This is a genomic window from Bacteroidetes bacterium SB0662_bin_6 (assembly GCA_009839485.1).
GTDB lineage: Bacteria > Bacteroidota > Rhodothermia > Rhodothermales > VXPQ01 > VXPQ01.
Map to the genome: position 1 here is coordinate 150,938 of VXPQ01000046.1, position 13,487 is coordinate 164,424.

At 57.6% G+C, this 13,487-nt stretch carries 11 protein-coding genes; 3 read left to right on the forward strand and 8 right to left on the reverse strand.

What is annotated here, in order from left to right; translation table 11 throughout:
* Positions 1–30: 30 nt before the first annotated feature.
* Entirely contained in the window at positions 31–2,550 is a 2,520-nt protein-coding gene (locus tag F4Y00_08615; GenBank protein MYE05015.1) for an FtsX-like permease family protein, read from the reverse strand.
* A gap of 32 nt (positions 2,551–2,582) precedes the next feature.
* On the reverse strand, positions 2,583–3,260 hold the full coding sequence (locus F4Y00_08620) for an ABC transporter ATP-binding protein (GenBank protein ID MYE05016.1): 678 nt from the start codon (positions 3,258–3,260) through the stop codon (positions 2,583–2,585).
* Positions 3,261–3,350: 90 nt separating this feature from the next.
* Here F4Y00_08620 and F4Y00_08625 point away from each other — a divergent pair, with 90 nt between their 5' ends.
* The 3 genes from F4Y00_08625 (at position 3,351) to F4Y00_08635 (ending at position 6,682) form a co-directional block, all read left to right on the forward strand.
* On the forward strand, positions 3,351–4,139 hold the full coding sequence (locus tag F4Y00_08625) for an arylesterase (GenBank protein MYE05017.1): 789 nt from the start codon (positions 3,351–3,353) through the stop codon (positions 4,137–4,139).
* Positions 4,140–4,241: 102 nt separating this feature from the next.
* Entirely contained in the window at positions 4,242–5,162 is a 921-nt protein-coding gene (locus F4Y00_08630) for a dihydrodipicolinate synthetase (GenBank protein ID MYE05018.1), read from the forward strand.
* Positions 5,162–6,682, forward strand: coding sequence for a sodium/solute symporter (locus tag F4Y00_08635; protein MYE05019.1), 1,521 nt, complete (start codon positions 5,162–5,164; stop codon positions 6,680–6,682). The genes F4Y00_08630 and F4Y00_08635 overlap by 1 nt, the downstream gene beginning before the upstream one ends.
* Positions 6,683–6,722: 40 nt before the next feature.
* On the opposite strand, the gene F4Y00_08640 is transcribed toward F4Y00_08635, so the two are convergent.
* The 6 genes from F4Y00_08640 to F4Y00_08665 all read right to left on the reverse strand — a co-directional run bounded on the left by F4Y00_08640 (position 6,723) and on the right by F4Y00_08665 (position 13,428).
* The gene (locus tag F4Y00_08640; GenBank protein ID MYE05020.1) at positions 6,723–8,195 is read right to left on the reverse strand and encodes an NAD(P)(+) transhydrogenase (Re/Si-specific) subunit beta; all 1,473 of its coding nucleotides are present in this window, start codon (positions 8,193–8,195) and stop codon (positions 6,723–6,725) included.
* Positions 8,196–8,207: 12 nt separating this feature from the next.
* Positions 8,208–8,513 carry an NAD(P) transhydrogenase subunit alpha gene (locus F4Y00_08645; protein ID MYE05021.1) on the reverse strand — a complete coding sequence of 102 codons (306 nt, stop codon included), beginning with the start codon at positions 8,511–8,513 and terminating at the stop codon, positions 8,208–8,210.
* Between the two features lie 55 nt (positions 8,514–8,568).
* A complete protein-coding gene (locus F4Y00_08650; GenBank protein MYE05022.1) occupies positions 8,569–9,702 on the reverse strand; it encodes a Re/Si-specific NAD(P)(+) transhydrogenase subunit alpha in 1,134 nt (377 codons plus the stop codon).
* Between the two features lie 91 nt (positions 9,703–9,793).
* Positions 9,794–10,864 carry a 3-phosphoserine/phosphohydroxythreonine transaminase gene (gene serC / locus F4Y00_08655; protein MYE05023.1) on the reverse strand — a complete coding sequence of 357 codons (1,071 nt, stop codon included), beginning with the start codon at positions 10,862–10,864 and terminating at the stop codon, positions 9,794–9,796.
* A gap of 79 nt (positions 10,865–10,943) precedes the next feature.
* Positions 10,944–12,161, reverse strand: a complete 1,218-nt coding sequence (locus tag F4Y00_08660) for a DUF1015 domain-containing protein (GenBank protein MYE05024.1) — start codon at positions 12,159–12,161, stop codon at positions 10,944–10,946.
* A 151-nt stretch (positions 12,162–12,312) separates the two neighbouring features.
* The gene (locus F4Y00_08665) at positions 12,313–13,428 is read right to left on the reverse strand and encodes a DUF4153 domain-containing protein (GenBank protein MYE05025.1); all 1,116 of its coding nucleotides are present in this window, start codon (positions 13,426–13,428) and stop codon (positions 12,313–12,315) included.
* Between the last annotated feature and the right edge of the window lie 59 nt (positions 13,429–13,487).

Below are 13,487 nucleotides of genomic sequence, written 5' to 3' on the forward strand. Positions count from 1 at the left end.
AAAAACCTCTTGCCAACAGGTGCCGGATGATTACATGTCGGTGCGCAGCACCTCCAGGGGAGAGCGCCGGTATATGCCCCGGCTGTTTACAAGTCCGATGGCTACCGTCAGGAAAGGCACTGCAACCAATAACACAAGCGTTGCAACGACATCCGGCCTGAAGCTTGTATCGAACACGAAGACCGAAAACGCCCAAACGGACGCAAAGGAAAGCGCCAGTCCCGTCAGTGCCGCAAAGAAGCCAAGAAAAAGATACTCGACAGTCATGATCCGGAGTACTTCGGATTGCGAGGCCCCCAGTGTTTTCAGCAAGACGCTTTCACGCCGTCGTTGCACCCTGCTTACTACTACGGCTCCAATCAATACAATCACTGCCGTCAGAATACTAAAGGCTGCCATAAAGCGGACCACAAAGGATATTCTGGAAAAAATAGTGTCGAAAGTGCTCAGGACAAGTGACAGATCGATCACGGAAACGGAAGGATAATCGCCCAATACGGCTCGCTGCAACCCGGCTGCCTGTTCTCCGGTTTCCGACCGGCTGAGCACCACATAAAAACGAGGAGCCTCTTCCAGTACGCCCGCGGGGAAGACCACAAAGAAATTCGTGCCCATGCGTCGCCATTCCACCTCACGCAAACTGGAAACCCGGGTTGGAATCAACTGTCCCTGTACGTTGAATGTAAGGCTGTCTCCCAAGCCGACATCCAGATCCCGGGCAATATCCTGGTCAAGGGAGATCGGGGCCACCGGATCGTTCGGATCCGCCGACCCGATAAAGGCGCCTTCAACCACTTTTTCCGATTCGGTCAGATAATCCCTGTACGTTACCCGGTATTCTCGCCGGTGCGCCCAGGTTGCCGTCGAGTCTGCCCGCATTGCGTTCACCGTGCGCCCGTTCACGGAAGCAAGACGCATGGATACGATAGGCACGCTATCGAGCACAGGTAACTCCCTGCCCTGCACAATTCGCGTAACCGGATCGATCTCATCCGGTTGGATATCAAACAATACGATGTTGGGCAATTGTCGAGCTTCGGATAATTCGAGTTGGGCCAATAGCGTTCGCTGAATGCCAAAAAGCGTGCCGATAATAAAGGCGCCCAGCCCCAGCGAAAGTATGAGCGTGTTCGTCTGGTTATTCGGCCGAAATAAATTGGCCAGCCCTTGCCGCCATATATAGCTCCACCTTGACGGGAAGAAGCGCCGGGTAGCCCAGATAATGCCTTTGGCTGTGACCAGAAGAGCCCCAAAGACCGCCGCAAGCCCTGCGGCATATCCCAGCCCGATTCCGGGCGAAGGCGCATTGCTTATGGAAAAAACGGTGATGCCTGTGGCAACAACTCCGAAAACGATCCACCAGAGAGGATCTTTGAGGCCGGTTTGTGCGGTCTCTACCGTTGAGCGCAGCGTCAGCAAGGGGGATATGCGCCGAATGGAAACCAGCGGAAAGAGCGCAAAGGCAGCGGTTACCCCAACCCCGAGTGTCATTCCCGCTCCAAGAGAGCCCCAGGACACCATGAAAGGCACCTCCACAGGAAGAAAGTCGCTCAATGCGGCCGGTACAAGCATCTGTACACCTATACCGAGCACGGCGCCTGTCACACTGCTTGCCAACCCCATCGTGATGGTCTGCACCGCATATACGGAGAATGTTTGTCGGGTCCCTGCGCCAAGGCACCGGAGCACCGCGATCGTTGCGAGCCGGCGGCGGACGTACACATGGATGGCTCCAGCCACCCCGATACCTCCAAGCAGCACCGCGACAAAGGCGATCACATTCAGAAATCGGTACAGATTGGTCAGACCTTCATCCCAACTTTCACGGACCTCTTCCACCGTGTCGTAGCGCACTTCCTCTTCGCGCAAGAACGTGCCGATGTTTTCGACGAGCGCTTCGACATCCCTCCCATCGTCGAACCGGAAGGCCAATTCGTAATCGGCCTGGCTGCCTCTTGAGAGAAGGGTCGAATCCAGTCTGACGGCAGGAATGTACACCCGCGGGCTGAAGAACGACATCATCTGATTCTCGCTCGGCATCTTGTCGATGCCTCCTGCCACAGGGTAGAAATACCGCCCGATACGCACGCTGTCGCCCGGCTGTACGTCAAAGAGCCGCATCACCGCAGCATCCACCAGAGCGTCTCCGTCAACAAGCCAGTTGTCCGCTGCGCCGGCGGGTGTGGTTTCTATTTCTCCGTAGAAGGGGAAATTCCCCTCGACTGCCCGGACGGTCATCAGGCGGGACTGCTCCCCGGCAGGAAACCAGGCCATCGAAGGAAATGAAATGAGCCGGGACTGTGTCCCCCCGATAGAGTCGACAGCCGCCTCCACCGCATCTCCGAACGGACGCCCGGATTCAAACACGAGATCGGCGCCCAGTAACGTCTTCGACTCGTCGTCCACTACTTTCCGGAGATTGCTCCCGAACGAGGAAATGGCCACCAGGGCAGCGACGCCGACGATCATCGAAGACAAAAAGAGCGCCAGTTGCCGTCGGCTGCCCCGGCTGTCCCGCCACGCCATCCTGAATATCCAGGAATTCGGCATTGTATCGTACGCTCAGGTTTACAGGGGACCGGTCAGGCTCGCGTCAAAGTATCCGAGGCTATGTTTCCGCCGCGAAGCCGGATGATGCGGCCCGTGCGCTGCGCCAGTTCATGGTTGTGTGTCACAAGTAGCAAAGCCGTTCCGGCGGTCTCGTTTATCTCGAAAACAAGTTCCTCGATGGTAGCACCCGTATCCGTATCCAGGTTGCCGGTCGGTTCGTCGGCAAACAGCATTGCCGGCCGGTTTACAAACGCCCGGGCAATAGATACGCGTTGCTGTTCGCCTCCGGATAACTGTGCAGGATAATGCGACATCCGCTCCCCGAGCCCTACCTGGTCGAGCAGTTCACTTGCCCGCTCATAGGCCCCCTTGTGGCCGCGCAACTCTGCCGGAACCATTACATTTTCAAGCGCCGTCAGCGTAGGAATCAACTGGAATGTCTGGAAAATGAATCCGACTTCCCGGTTCCGAAGCTTCGCCAGCGCATCCTCCGACATGGTGTCAAGGCGGCTGCCGGATAAATCTACATTGCCCGAAGTGGCCCGGTCCAACCCGGCGCACAAGCCCAGTAACGTGGTCTTGCCGGAACCGGAGGGGCCAACCACTGCGCATGTCTCCCCCCGATGCAAGTCGAAGGATACGTCATGCAGCACCGTCAGCAACCGGTTGCCGCTCTGGTAGGTCTTGGTAAGGTTGCGGACGGAAAGGATGGAATCCATTGAAATTTCTCTGAAACAGGCGCTCCTTCCTGCGGGTTTGCTGGAAATAGGTCCTGTTTTGTTTATGTATGCCTTGCATCCATGCAAGGGCATTGCTCACGATACGTGAAAATCGGCAAACTATACCTGCTTGCGTGCATTCCTGTTCTGTGCCTGGCCTGCGGGTCCCGGAACACGGAAACCGAAACGGCTGCTCCGGACAGGGGAAACCTCCCCCCTGTGATGGAGCGAAACGATAACCCGGGCGCAGAGCTCCAGGAAGATGCGGAACAGGCGGATACGATTATTCTCTTTCTGGGCAATAGTCTTTCGGCGGGAGCAGGGGTCGACCCCGCAAGCGCCTTTCCTGCTCTCCTGCAACATCGCATGGATTCCCTGGGCTGGAATGTGCAGGCGGTCAATGCCGGACTGAGTGGAGAAACGAGTGCGGGAGGTCTGCGGCGCATAGACTGGTATCTGCAACAGTATCCTGTGAGCGTCCTTGTGCTGGAGTTAGGAGGCAATGATGGTTTACGGGGTATTCCGGTCGAGGTTACGCAGAACAACCTGCAGGCAATTATCGATAAGGCGCGCAACGCGAACCCGGACATGGAGATTATCCTTGCCGGTATGCAAATTCCACCCAATCTCGGACAGGACTACACCCGGGCCTTCCGGAAAATCTATCCGACCCTGACCAGCGCGGAGAATACTCACCTGATTCCTTTTCTTCTCGAGGGTGTAGGAGGCGTGGATTCTCTCATGCAGATGGACGGCATTCATCCGAACGAATCCGGGCATCGGATCGTCGCGGAAAACGTCTGGGATGTGCTTCATCCGGTCATGGAAGTATTGCGTTCCGGGAATGACGCTACCATTGACCTATACTAAAGCCTGTTCATACTATGCAGCGGCGCTCGGCGGGGCCTGTTTTCCCGCCATGCGGTGTTGCCGCTCCACATTGCACTCCATCCAGGAATAGAATTGCCCGATATGGAAAAACTCACCGGCCTGATCGCCGCTCCGTACACCCCTATGCACCCGGATGGCAGCATACATTCCGGTATCATCCCGGACATGGTCCAGCATCTGCAAAAAGAAGAAGTTGCCGGTGTTTTTATTTGCGGTACCACGGGAGAAGGCGCCTCTTTGACCGTTGATGAACGCATGCTGCTGGCAGAACAATGGGTTGCCAATGCCGGCGACGAATTGGTCGTCATCGTGCATGTAGGGCACAATAGCGTATATGAAGCACGCAAACTGGCCGAGCACGCCCAATCGATTCAGGCACACAGTATCGCAGCGCTTGCCCCTTCGTTTTTCAAGCCGGCCTCCATCGATAGCCTGGTATCGTATTGCGCATCGGTGGCGGAAGCAGCACCGGCCCTGCCCTTTTTCTACTACCACATTCCCTCCATAACCGGCCTTAATCTGGCCGTGCCTGAATTTCTGCATGCCGGGAGCAAGCACATACCTACCCTATCGGGTGTCAAGTTTTCGGCAAGCGATCTGATGCAATTCCACCGCTGTACAACGATGGAATCCGGCCGGTATACGATGTTTTTCGGTTCGGATGAAATGCTGTTAGGCGCCCTGGCGATGGGAGCCGAAGCAGCCGTAGGCAGCACGTACAACTACGCCGCCCAAAATTCTGCGGGTATGATGGAAGCATTTAAAAAGGGAGATATGGAAACGGCTCAGCGCTTTGCCGACCACGCAGTAGCCCTTGTAGAGGTGCTGCTCAAACACGGCGTAATCCAGGCCGGCAAAGCTATCATGGCCATGCGCGGCATCGATTGCGGCGAAGTCAGGCTGCCGCTCATGCCGCTTTCCGCCGAGCAGAAAAAGTCCCTTTACGAAGACGTCAGGGCGCTGGCTATCTTCAAAAACGTTGATCTGGAACGCCCCTCGTGATGAACCATGAAGCCTTGACATCTTTTCTGAACACCGGTCTGGTGCAGGAAGTCAGCTCTTTTGGCCTCACAAACAGCATTGTACTGGGTGTTTACCTCGCTCTGCTCGTTGCCATGGGCATTTACTTTTCGCGGCGAGCCGGTACGGCGCAGGATTTCTTCCTCGCCGGTGGACGAATGCCGTGGTGGGCGGCAGGCCTGAGCATCTTTGCCACCATGCTCTCCGCCATCACTTATCTCTCTATTCCTGCAACGGCCTACGCCAGCGACTGGACCCGCTTCCTGGTCAATATGGGTATCCCCCTCATTGCACCGATCGTCATCTTCTTTTTCCTGCCTTTTTACCGAAAACTTCGCGTCACAAGCGTCTATGAATACCTCGAAAATCGTTTTGACACCTCATTGCGCCTGCTCGGCTCCGCTTCGTTCATCCTGTTTCAACTGGGAAGAATGGGCATCGTCCTGCTCCTGCCGGCCCTGGCGCTAAGCGCTGTGACGGGCTTGCATCTCTTTCTGTGCATCGCTCTTATGGGGTTATTAAGTACGCTCTACACGGTGCTGGGCGGGATGGAAGCCGTTGTCTGGACCGATGTGATTCAGGTCGTGGTGCTGTTCGGCGGGGCACTCGCTGCACTGGGCATCATCGTTGCAGATATTCCCGGGGGCTTTGGGCAAATCATCACGGAAGCGGCAGAGCACGACAAGTGGAACCTGGTCAATCCCGGCTGGGACCTGTACAGTGATTCGCTATTCGTTATTCTTCTCGGGATGGTCTTTACAAACCTGCTGCCCTACACCACGGATCAGGCAGTGGTGCAACGGTATATGACCACCGCAACCGAGCAATCCGCGCGCAGCGCCATCTGGACAGGCGCTTTGTTTGCCGTGCCGGCATCCATCCTGTTCTTCTTCCTCGGTACGGCGCTGTTTGTCTTTTATCAGAACTTTCCGGAGCAACTCATCCCCCTCGAAAGACCCGATCAACTGCTACCCTGGTTTATCGTCCAGGAAATGCCTGCCGGTCTGGGCGGCCTGGTCATTGCCGGGGTTTTTGCCGCTTCCATGTCCAGCCTCGATTCTTCGATTCATTCCATCACTACTGCGGTCACCACCGACTTTTTCAAGCGTTTCCAGCCGGATCGGGAAGAGAAACAGTGGCTCAGCCTTGCCCGGTGGATTGTATTCATTCTCGGTGTCCTCGGTACAGTTAGCGCCATGCTCATCAGCACCCTTGATCTGCGGGCGCTCTGGAGCCTGTTTCTGGATATCACCGGTCTTTTCCTCGGCACCCTCGGAGGCCTGTTTATTCTGGGCATCTTCACCCGTCGAACCACTGCCTTACATGCGTGGATCGGCGCCCTGGCTTCTGTCGCTGCCCTCGCTTACTGTACCTTTTTCACGTCGATCAATGGCTTGCTTTTCGGCGCAATCGGGACGCTGACGTGTGTAGGAACAGGCTGGCTGAGTGGCCGGATTGTAAGGAGGAAGCAGCCGAAAGATGTTGGGGAGGTGACTATCTGAATCACGAATCTTCGTGATACCCTGCCTGCAGTGGCGCCGCCTACAGGTTTTTTACGGCGGCCACGAGTTTGGCCAGCGATTCTTTCGCATCCCCGAACAGCATGCGGGTGTTGTCGTGATAGAACAGCATGTTATCGATGCCGGAATAGCCGGGACGCAGACTGCGTTTGAGCACAACCACCGTGCCGGAGCGATCCACATCCAGAATGGGCATGCCATAGATGGGGCTGGTCTTGTCCGTACGGGCTGCCGGATTGACCACATCGTTGGCGCCGATCACGAGCGACACATCCGTCATCCCGAATTCGCTATTGATATCGTCCATTTCGTAAAGCTGGTCGTACGGTACGTCCGCCTCTGCAAGCAATACATTCATATGTCCGGGCATGCGACCGGCCACCGGATGAATAGCATATTTCACGGTAACGCCCTGAGCTTGCAGCATATCCGACAATTCGCGAACCTGATGCTGCGCCTGGGCTACAGCCATACCGTAGCCGGGCACCACGATCACCTGTTCGGCATACGTCAACTGAATGGCCACATCTTCGACCGACGTTTCCTGCACCGTAAGGTCGGGCCGGGCGCCTTCCACCGCCGGACCGCTTCCATCGCTGTCGCCGCCGAAACCACCCAGTAGTACGTTCAGCAACGACCGGTTCATTGCTTCGCACATAATGGAGGTCAGAATAAGTCCTGATGCGCCGACCAGAGCGCCGCTTACAATAAGCGCCGTGTTGTCGAGCATGAACCCGGTGGCCGCTGCAGCAAGCCCCGAGTAGGCATTCAGAAGCGCTACGACGACGGGCATGTCCGCCCCCCCGATGGGGATGACGAGGAGAATGCCCAATACCAGCGAAAGGAAGCCAAGAACCAGTGCCCCCCACATGATGGCTTGCATATCCATCGCTGCAAACGAGCCGCCTGCTCCGTAGATCAGGTATCCGCCTGCCCCGAGCGCACCGAGGGTCACCAGTACGGTAAGCACGCGCATACCCGGAAACGAAACGGGATTGCCGCTCAGGTGCCCGCCCAGCTTGCCGAAGGCGACAAAACTTCCGGAAAACGTAATCGTGCCGATCAGAATACACAGTACGACGGTGATCGCCGCCGGTACGTCGAGCGGCGCCAGTGCCGCCACGGATTGGACCGTTCGGGCTACCGCACCTTCTCCAGCCCCACCGGACAGGTAGCGCGCGATTTCTCCGCCTGCCACGAGTGCGGACGCCAATCCCCCGAAACCGTTGAATACCGCAACCAGCTCCGGCATGCTCGTCATGGCCACCCGCCGCGCCAGCAACATGCCCACGGCAGCGCCGACCACAAACCCGCCAATCATCTCCACCGGGGAAAGAATTCGCTGCAACAACAGTGTCGCTGCGACGGCAATCAACATGCCGATGGCCGCAAGCCGATTTCCTCTGCGGGCCGTAGCCGGGGACTGCAGCCGTTTCATGCCCAGAATGAAGAGCACGGCAGCGCCGAGATAAGCCAACAGGATAACGTTCTGCATGGTAGCGAGGCGTCAGGCGGCGTTACTGGAAGGTTCCTTGCTATCGCGCTGCTTCGGCTTGAACATTTGCAGCATCCGATCCGTGACGAGAAAACCTCCGACCACATTGATCGTGGCGACGATAAGCGCCGCAAATCCGATCCACTTGGCCCAGGGGCTCTCGATCATGCCCGTCGCTACAAGAGCTCCGACAATGGTAATACCGCTGATAGCATTCGTGCCGGACATGAGCGGTGTATGCAGGGTTTGCGGTACCTTGCTGATCACCTCGAACCCGATGAATGCTGCCAGAATGAATATGACGAGATTGCTCAGCATCAGGATGAACCGGACTGGAAATACATGGTATGGTGCAAAACGTTTACAGGATACGCTATGTGTCGAGCAGGGCGCGTACGTGTTCGTGCACGACCTGTCCTTCGTGCGTCACGCACATATCCTTGAAAATCTCGTCCTCGAAATCCGGGCGGAACGTTTCGCTGTCGAAAAATTCCGTTAGGACAGCAAGGAGCGTGCGGGCGTACATGGTACTTGCATCAACAGGCGATTTCGACGGCAGGTCGAGTGGCCCCAGAATACGTACGCCATGCACTGTAACGGTTTCTCCGGGTTTCGTAGCTGTGCAGTTACCCCCGCCCGGCGCTGCGAGATCGACCACCACGGAGCCCGGTTTCATAGCTTGCAATGCTTCGTCGGTGACGAGGATGGGCGCAGGTCGTCCCGGCACCAGCGCCGTCGAGATCACCACATCCGCCGCTGCGATGTGCGGAACCAGCAGGGCGGTTTGCTGCGCCGCTTTTTCTTCGGTCAATGCCGTAGCATATCCGCCCGTATCGGCATCCTCTTGCGTTTCAAAAGCCAATTCCACGAACCTGGCGCCAAGGCTGCGAACTTCCTCCTGTGCTGCATCGCGGATATCGTAGGCGGACACACGTGCTCCGAGCCGCCTTGCCGTAGCGATGGCCTGCAGTCCCGCAACACCTGCCCCCAACACCAGCACATTCGCCGGCTTCACGGTACCTGCCGCCGTCGTCATCAGGGGAAAAAACCGGGGTAACGCTGCGGCGGCCTGCAACACGGCTTCATACCCGGCTACCCCGCTCATGGCGGAGAGGGCATCCATCTTTTGCGCTCGGGAAATACGCGGCACTAACTCCATGCCGAGCGCCGTCACGGAGCGATTGGCCAATTGCAGGGATAATGCAGGTCTGCCCAGCGGATCCAGCAACCCTAAAAAGACGCTGCCGGACTTCATTTTCCCGATTTCGGACTCCAGGGGGGGGCTCACTTTCAGGACGATGTCGGCGCCGAGCGCATCGCTGCATGTGCCTATACGCGCACCAGCCTCCCGAAATGCATCATCGGTAAAGTATGCCGCCTCGCCGGCCCCCGCTTCCACAATGGTCCCGAATCCTTGACTTACAAGTTTTTGAACTATATCGGGAACGACAGCCACACGCCGTTCGCCGGCGGCGGTCTCCTTTGGAACACCAATGGTTAACGCCATACGCCCCCGAATAAAGATTCTGTCATGCAGGCCGTGCGAGCGATATGCTCCTGCGCATGAGACAACCCGAATATACAAAGACCACCGTATATCACCCGCGTTCTCTCTCGAAATCGTCCATAAAGGCAATGAGTGCATCCACGGATTCTTCCGGGCAGGCATTGTATAAAGAGGCGCGCATCCCCCCCACGGATCGGTGTCCTTTCAATGCCAGCAATCCTCGCCCGTGCGCTTCGGAGAGAAAGCGCGCTTCCAGGGCTTCCGAGGGCAGGCGGAACGTCACATTCATCCGCGAGCGGGCGTCTTTGTGCGCTGTCCCCCGGTAGAAATCCGTCCGGTCGATCCGGGCATACAGTTTGTCGGCCTTGCGCTCGTTGATCTTTTCAATAGCTGCAAGCCCCCCCTGCGCTTCCAGCCATGCCAGTACCTTGCCTATGAGGTACACGGCGAACACGGGGGGCGTATTGTACAACTTCGCTGCGTGTATCCCGTAATCCAGAATAACGGGAAGCGACTTGTTGCGGCGTTGCAGAAAACGGTCGTGCACCAATACGACGGTGGCGCCTGCCGGGCCGATATTCTTTTGCGCCCCCGCATAGATCAGCGCATAATTCGCCATGTCGATCGGGCGGCTCAGAAAATCGCTGGACGCATCGCACACGATGGGCGGGTCGACCTGCGGGACTTCCGTGAACTGCGTGCCGACTACCGTGTTGTTCGAGGTCATATGCAGGTATGCCGCCTCGGGATGAACATCCCATGCGTTTGCATCCGGGATATACGCGAAATTCTGGTCCTCGCTCGACGCTGCTGGCCGCGCCTTGCCCGTACGCTGGGCTTCTTTCAGTGCATTCACCGCCCAGCGCCCCGTCACTACATAATCCGCTGAAGTCCCCTCCTCCCGGAAATTCATCGGTATCTGGTGAAACTGCATGGACGCCCCTCCTTGCAGGAAGAGCACATGCCATTCGCTGCCGATGTTCAGGAGGCGCCGTACACGCTCTTTGGCATCCTGTTCGATCTGCGTATAGGCCGCCGAACGGTGACTGATCTCAAGGACAGAGGCGCCAAGCTCCCCGTATACCGGGAATTCTTCTTTCATTTCCAGTAGTACGGCCTCCGGAAGCGCCGCGGGGCCGGCGGAAAAATTATGCAAGCGCATGGCGGGATACAGGCGAAGAGATTATCAAGGGGCCGTAGCCTTCGGAAAAACAGTGCTACGGCAAGAGAACGAGAGAGATTCAGTCCTGGTCGAACAGATGCACCAGCAGCCCGCTGCGGAGTTTCGGTTCGAACCATGTGGACTTCGGCGGCATAAGGAGGCCCGCATTCGATACGGCAAGGAGTTCCTCCACACTGGTCGGATACATGGAAATGGCCAGTTTCGCCCGTCCGGAGTCGACCAGACGTTCCAGTTCGCCCGCACCGCGTATACCTCCCACGAAGTCGATGTTCGGATCCAGTCGCTGATCCATAATGCCGAACTCGGGTTCCAGCAGATGTTCGCTGAGCCGCGCCACATCGAGGGTGTCCGCTACCTCAGTGCGTTCCGTTGGCGGAAGCTGGATCGTATGCCAGTGTCCACCCAGGTAAAGGCATACGCTGCCCGGTTCGGCAGGTGTTTTCTCTCCGGAATCTACAGACAGGTCAAATCGGGCAGCCAGCGTATTCAGAAACTCGTCCGCGGGGACAGGCAGTTTTCGTACGATGCGGTTATAGGCAAGAATGCGCAGTTCGCTCATGGGAAACAGCACCGCCGGGAAAAATTCCGCCTCCGGCAGTCCGGCAGATGCTTTGCGCATCTCCGCCGCCGCCCGCGATGCTGCGGCACATCGGTGGTGTCCGTCCGCGATATACAGGTATTCGACGCGCTCGAAGGCATCTACCAGTTCTTCCTGCTGCTCCGCTTTCCAGATCGTGTGGCGGACGCCATCCTCCGCCATAAAATCGTAGAGCGGCTCCGAAGCGGTTTCGGAGGCGACCAAAACATCGATTCGATCCGCATTCCGATAGGTCATCATGACAGGCTCGGCATGCGCCTGTTGCGTCACGATATGACGGACACGGTCTGTCTCCTTTTTCGGGCGCGTTTTTTCGTGTTTCAGGATCGTCCCGTTGTCGTATTCCTCCACGGATACACACCCGAATACGCCGGTTTGCGTATGCCCGTCCATTTCCAGACGGTAGATGTACACGGACGGCTCGTCCTGCACCGAGGCGCCGTTTCCGGCGAATGCCCGCAGGTTGGCGGCGCCGCGTTCATACGTTTCCGGGGCATATTCGTCGGCGCCCGACGGCAGATCGATCTCCGGGCGGACGACGTGCAGAAAGCTCAGCGGGCGGCCTTCGGCAAGAGCGCGGGCCTCCTCCGTATCGACGACATCGTAAGGCACGGAAGCCACCTCCGCCACCTTGTCGGGAACGGGACGAAGAGCGCGAAACGGGTGCAGAATCGCCATGGAAAGGGGCCGGCACAGGCCGGGATAGTGCGCAGAAAACAGTCCGGTACAATTTCGGAAATACCCGGTTCCTGTGCAGTGGAACGGCGGCGAATAAGTGGTTAAGAAGAGAAGCTGCGGGAGCCCGGCGAGGATCAGCGCGCAGGGCGCATCAAACATACCCGAACAGCGGCGGAAACACGATCACGACGAGTCCCGCCCACAGAGCATACACCGGGAGGTAGTCGGTCTGCCAGCGCTCCAGGGCAGTGAAGGACCCGGCGCCCCGCAGGAATCGCACATACAGCCAGAATGACCAGGCCAGATTGACCAGCAGGATGAGGTTCATGCCCAGCGCAGCCACCTTGTTCGGACTGAACCCGAATTCCGATATGCGTGCCACGATAGCCGTCAGCGCCACAACGTCCACGATCAGCGCCGAGGCAACAAGCACCAGTTGAAAGATGTCGAACGCGCCCGGCTTTTTGTCGGGATCCCGCGCCGATACGGCATAAAGAAGCAGGCCGAGAACTACCACGAGCAGCAGGTCGCATCCGATGAGGGCTTCGCGCTCCATATTGATGCTATTTCCCGTCCATAGCATGGAACCCAGAAAAACAAGCAGTACGATCGCGAAAAGCGGCGTGAACAGGCGGGTCAGCAGCGGCGCAAAGTTCGCCATGATACTCTGCTTCGTTTCCACCAGCCAGGCGGCTATGAGGACGGCTCCAAGCGCCCCGCAAGGGATAAGCCAGTTCTGCATGAACCATTCAGGGTCCAGGCCGATGGCGTTGAACATAAACATGGTCAGGGCCGTCAGGACGATGCCGCCCAGCGCAATCAGGACATAGTAAATGAAAAACTCGCCGGAGAATCGGACAAAATCCATGCGCCGGGCGCTATCGCCCCACGCTCCTCCCGCATAAGCGATTCCGATGACCAGCCAAAGCGCTATGGGCAGGTGCAGCACAGCCAGGAGTTCGGTAGCGGCTTCCGGCTCGAACGGGAACACATTGACGAAAACGCCCGCCGCCGCAAACGGCGCTGCTATCCACAAGCAGTTCCGGACACCAAGGGTACGCTTCCACACAAAATACCCGGCGAGAAACGGCAGCACGAAAAGGCTGATGTTACGTGCATAGAACGCTGCATTTTCCTCGTGCATCGACAGGCCGAACAGCGCCGGGATTTTTACGGCGAGCGCTGCGAGAATGGCCAGGGCAATGACTATCGTGGCCTCGGTACGAACTATCCCCTCGGCCGCGCCGCCATTTTCGGTTGCATCCATTGTTTCTCCTGAAGATGTTTTCGGTTACCGGATAGCGGGTACTGCCACAATTCAGGGTT

Bases quoted from the DNA above. Each gene is read 5' to 3' on its own strand.
- F4Y00_08615 (MYE05015.1), bottom strand. From the start codon at position 2,550: ATGCCGAATTCCTGGATATTCAGGATGGCGTGGCGGGACAGCCGGGGC.
- F4Y00_08625 (MYE05017.1), top strand. From the start codon at position 3,351: ATGCAAGGGCATTGCTCACGATACGTGAAAATCGGCAAACTATACCTG.
- F4Y00_08630 (MYE05018.1), top strand. From the start codon at position 4,242: ATGGAAAAACTCACCGGCCTGATCGCCGCTCCGTACACCCCTATGCAC.
- F4Y00_08635 (MYE05019.1), top strand. From the start codon at position 5,162: ATGAACCATGAAGCCTTGACATCTTTTCTGAACACCGGTCTGGTGCAG.
- F4Y00_08640 (MYE05020.1), bottom strand. From the start codon at position 8,195: ATGCAGAACGTTATCCTGTTGGCTTATCTCGGCGCTGCCGTGCTCTTC.
- F4Y00_08645 (MYE05021.1), bottom strand. From the start codon at position 8,513: ATGCTGAGCAATCTCGTCATATTCATTCTGGCAGCATTCATCGGGTTC.
- F4Y00_08650 (MYE05022.1), bottom strand. From the start codon at position 9,702: ATGGCGTTAACCATTGGTGTTCCAAAGGAGACCGCCGCCGGCGAACGG.
- serC (MYE05023.1), bottom strand. From the start codon at position 10,864: ATGCGCTTGCATAATTTTTCCGCCGGCCCCGCGGCGCTTCCGGAGGCC.
- F4Y00_08660 (MYE05024.1), bottom strand. From the start codon at position 12,161: ATGGCGATTCTGCACCCGTTTCGCGCTCTTCGTCCCGTTCCCGACAAG.
- F4Y00_08665 (MYE05025.1), bottom strand. From the start codon at position 13,428: ATGGATGCAACCGAAAATGGCGGCGCGGCCGAGGGGATAGTTCGTACC.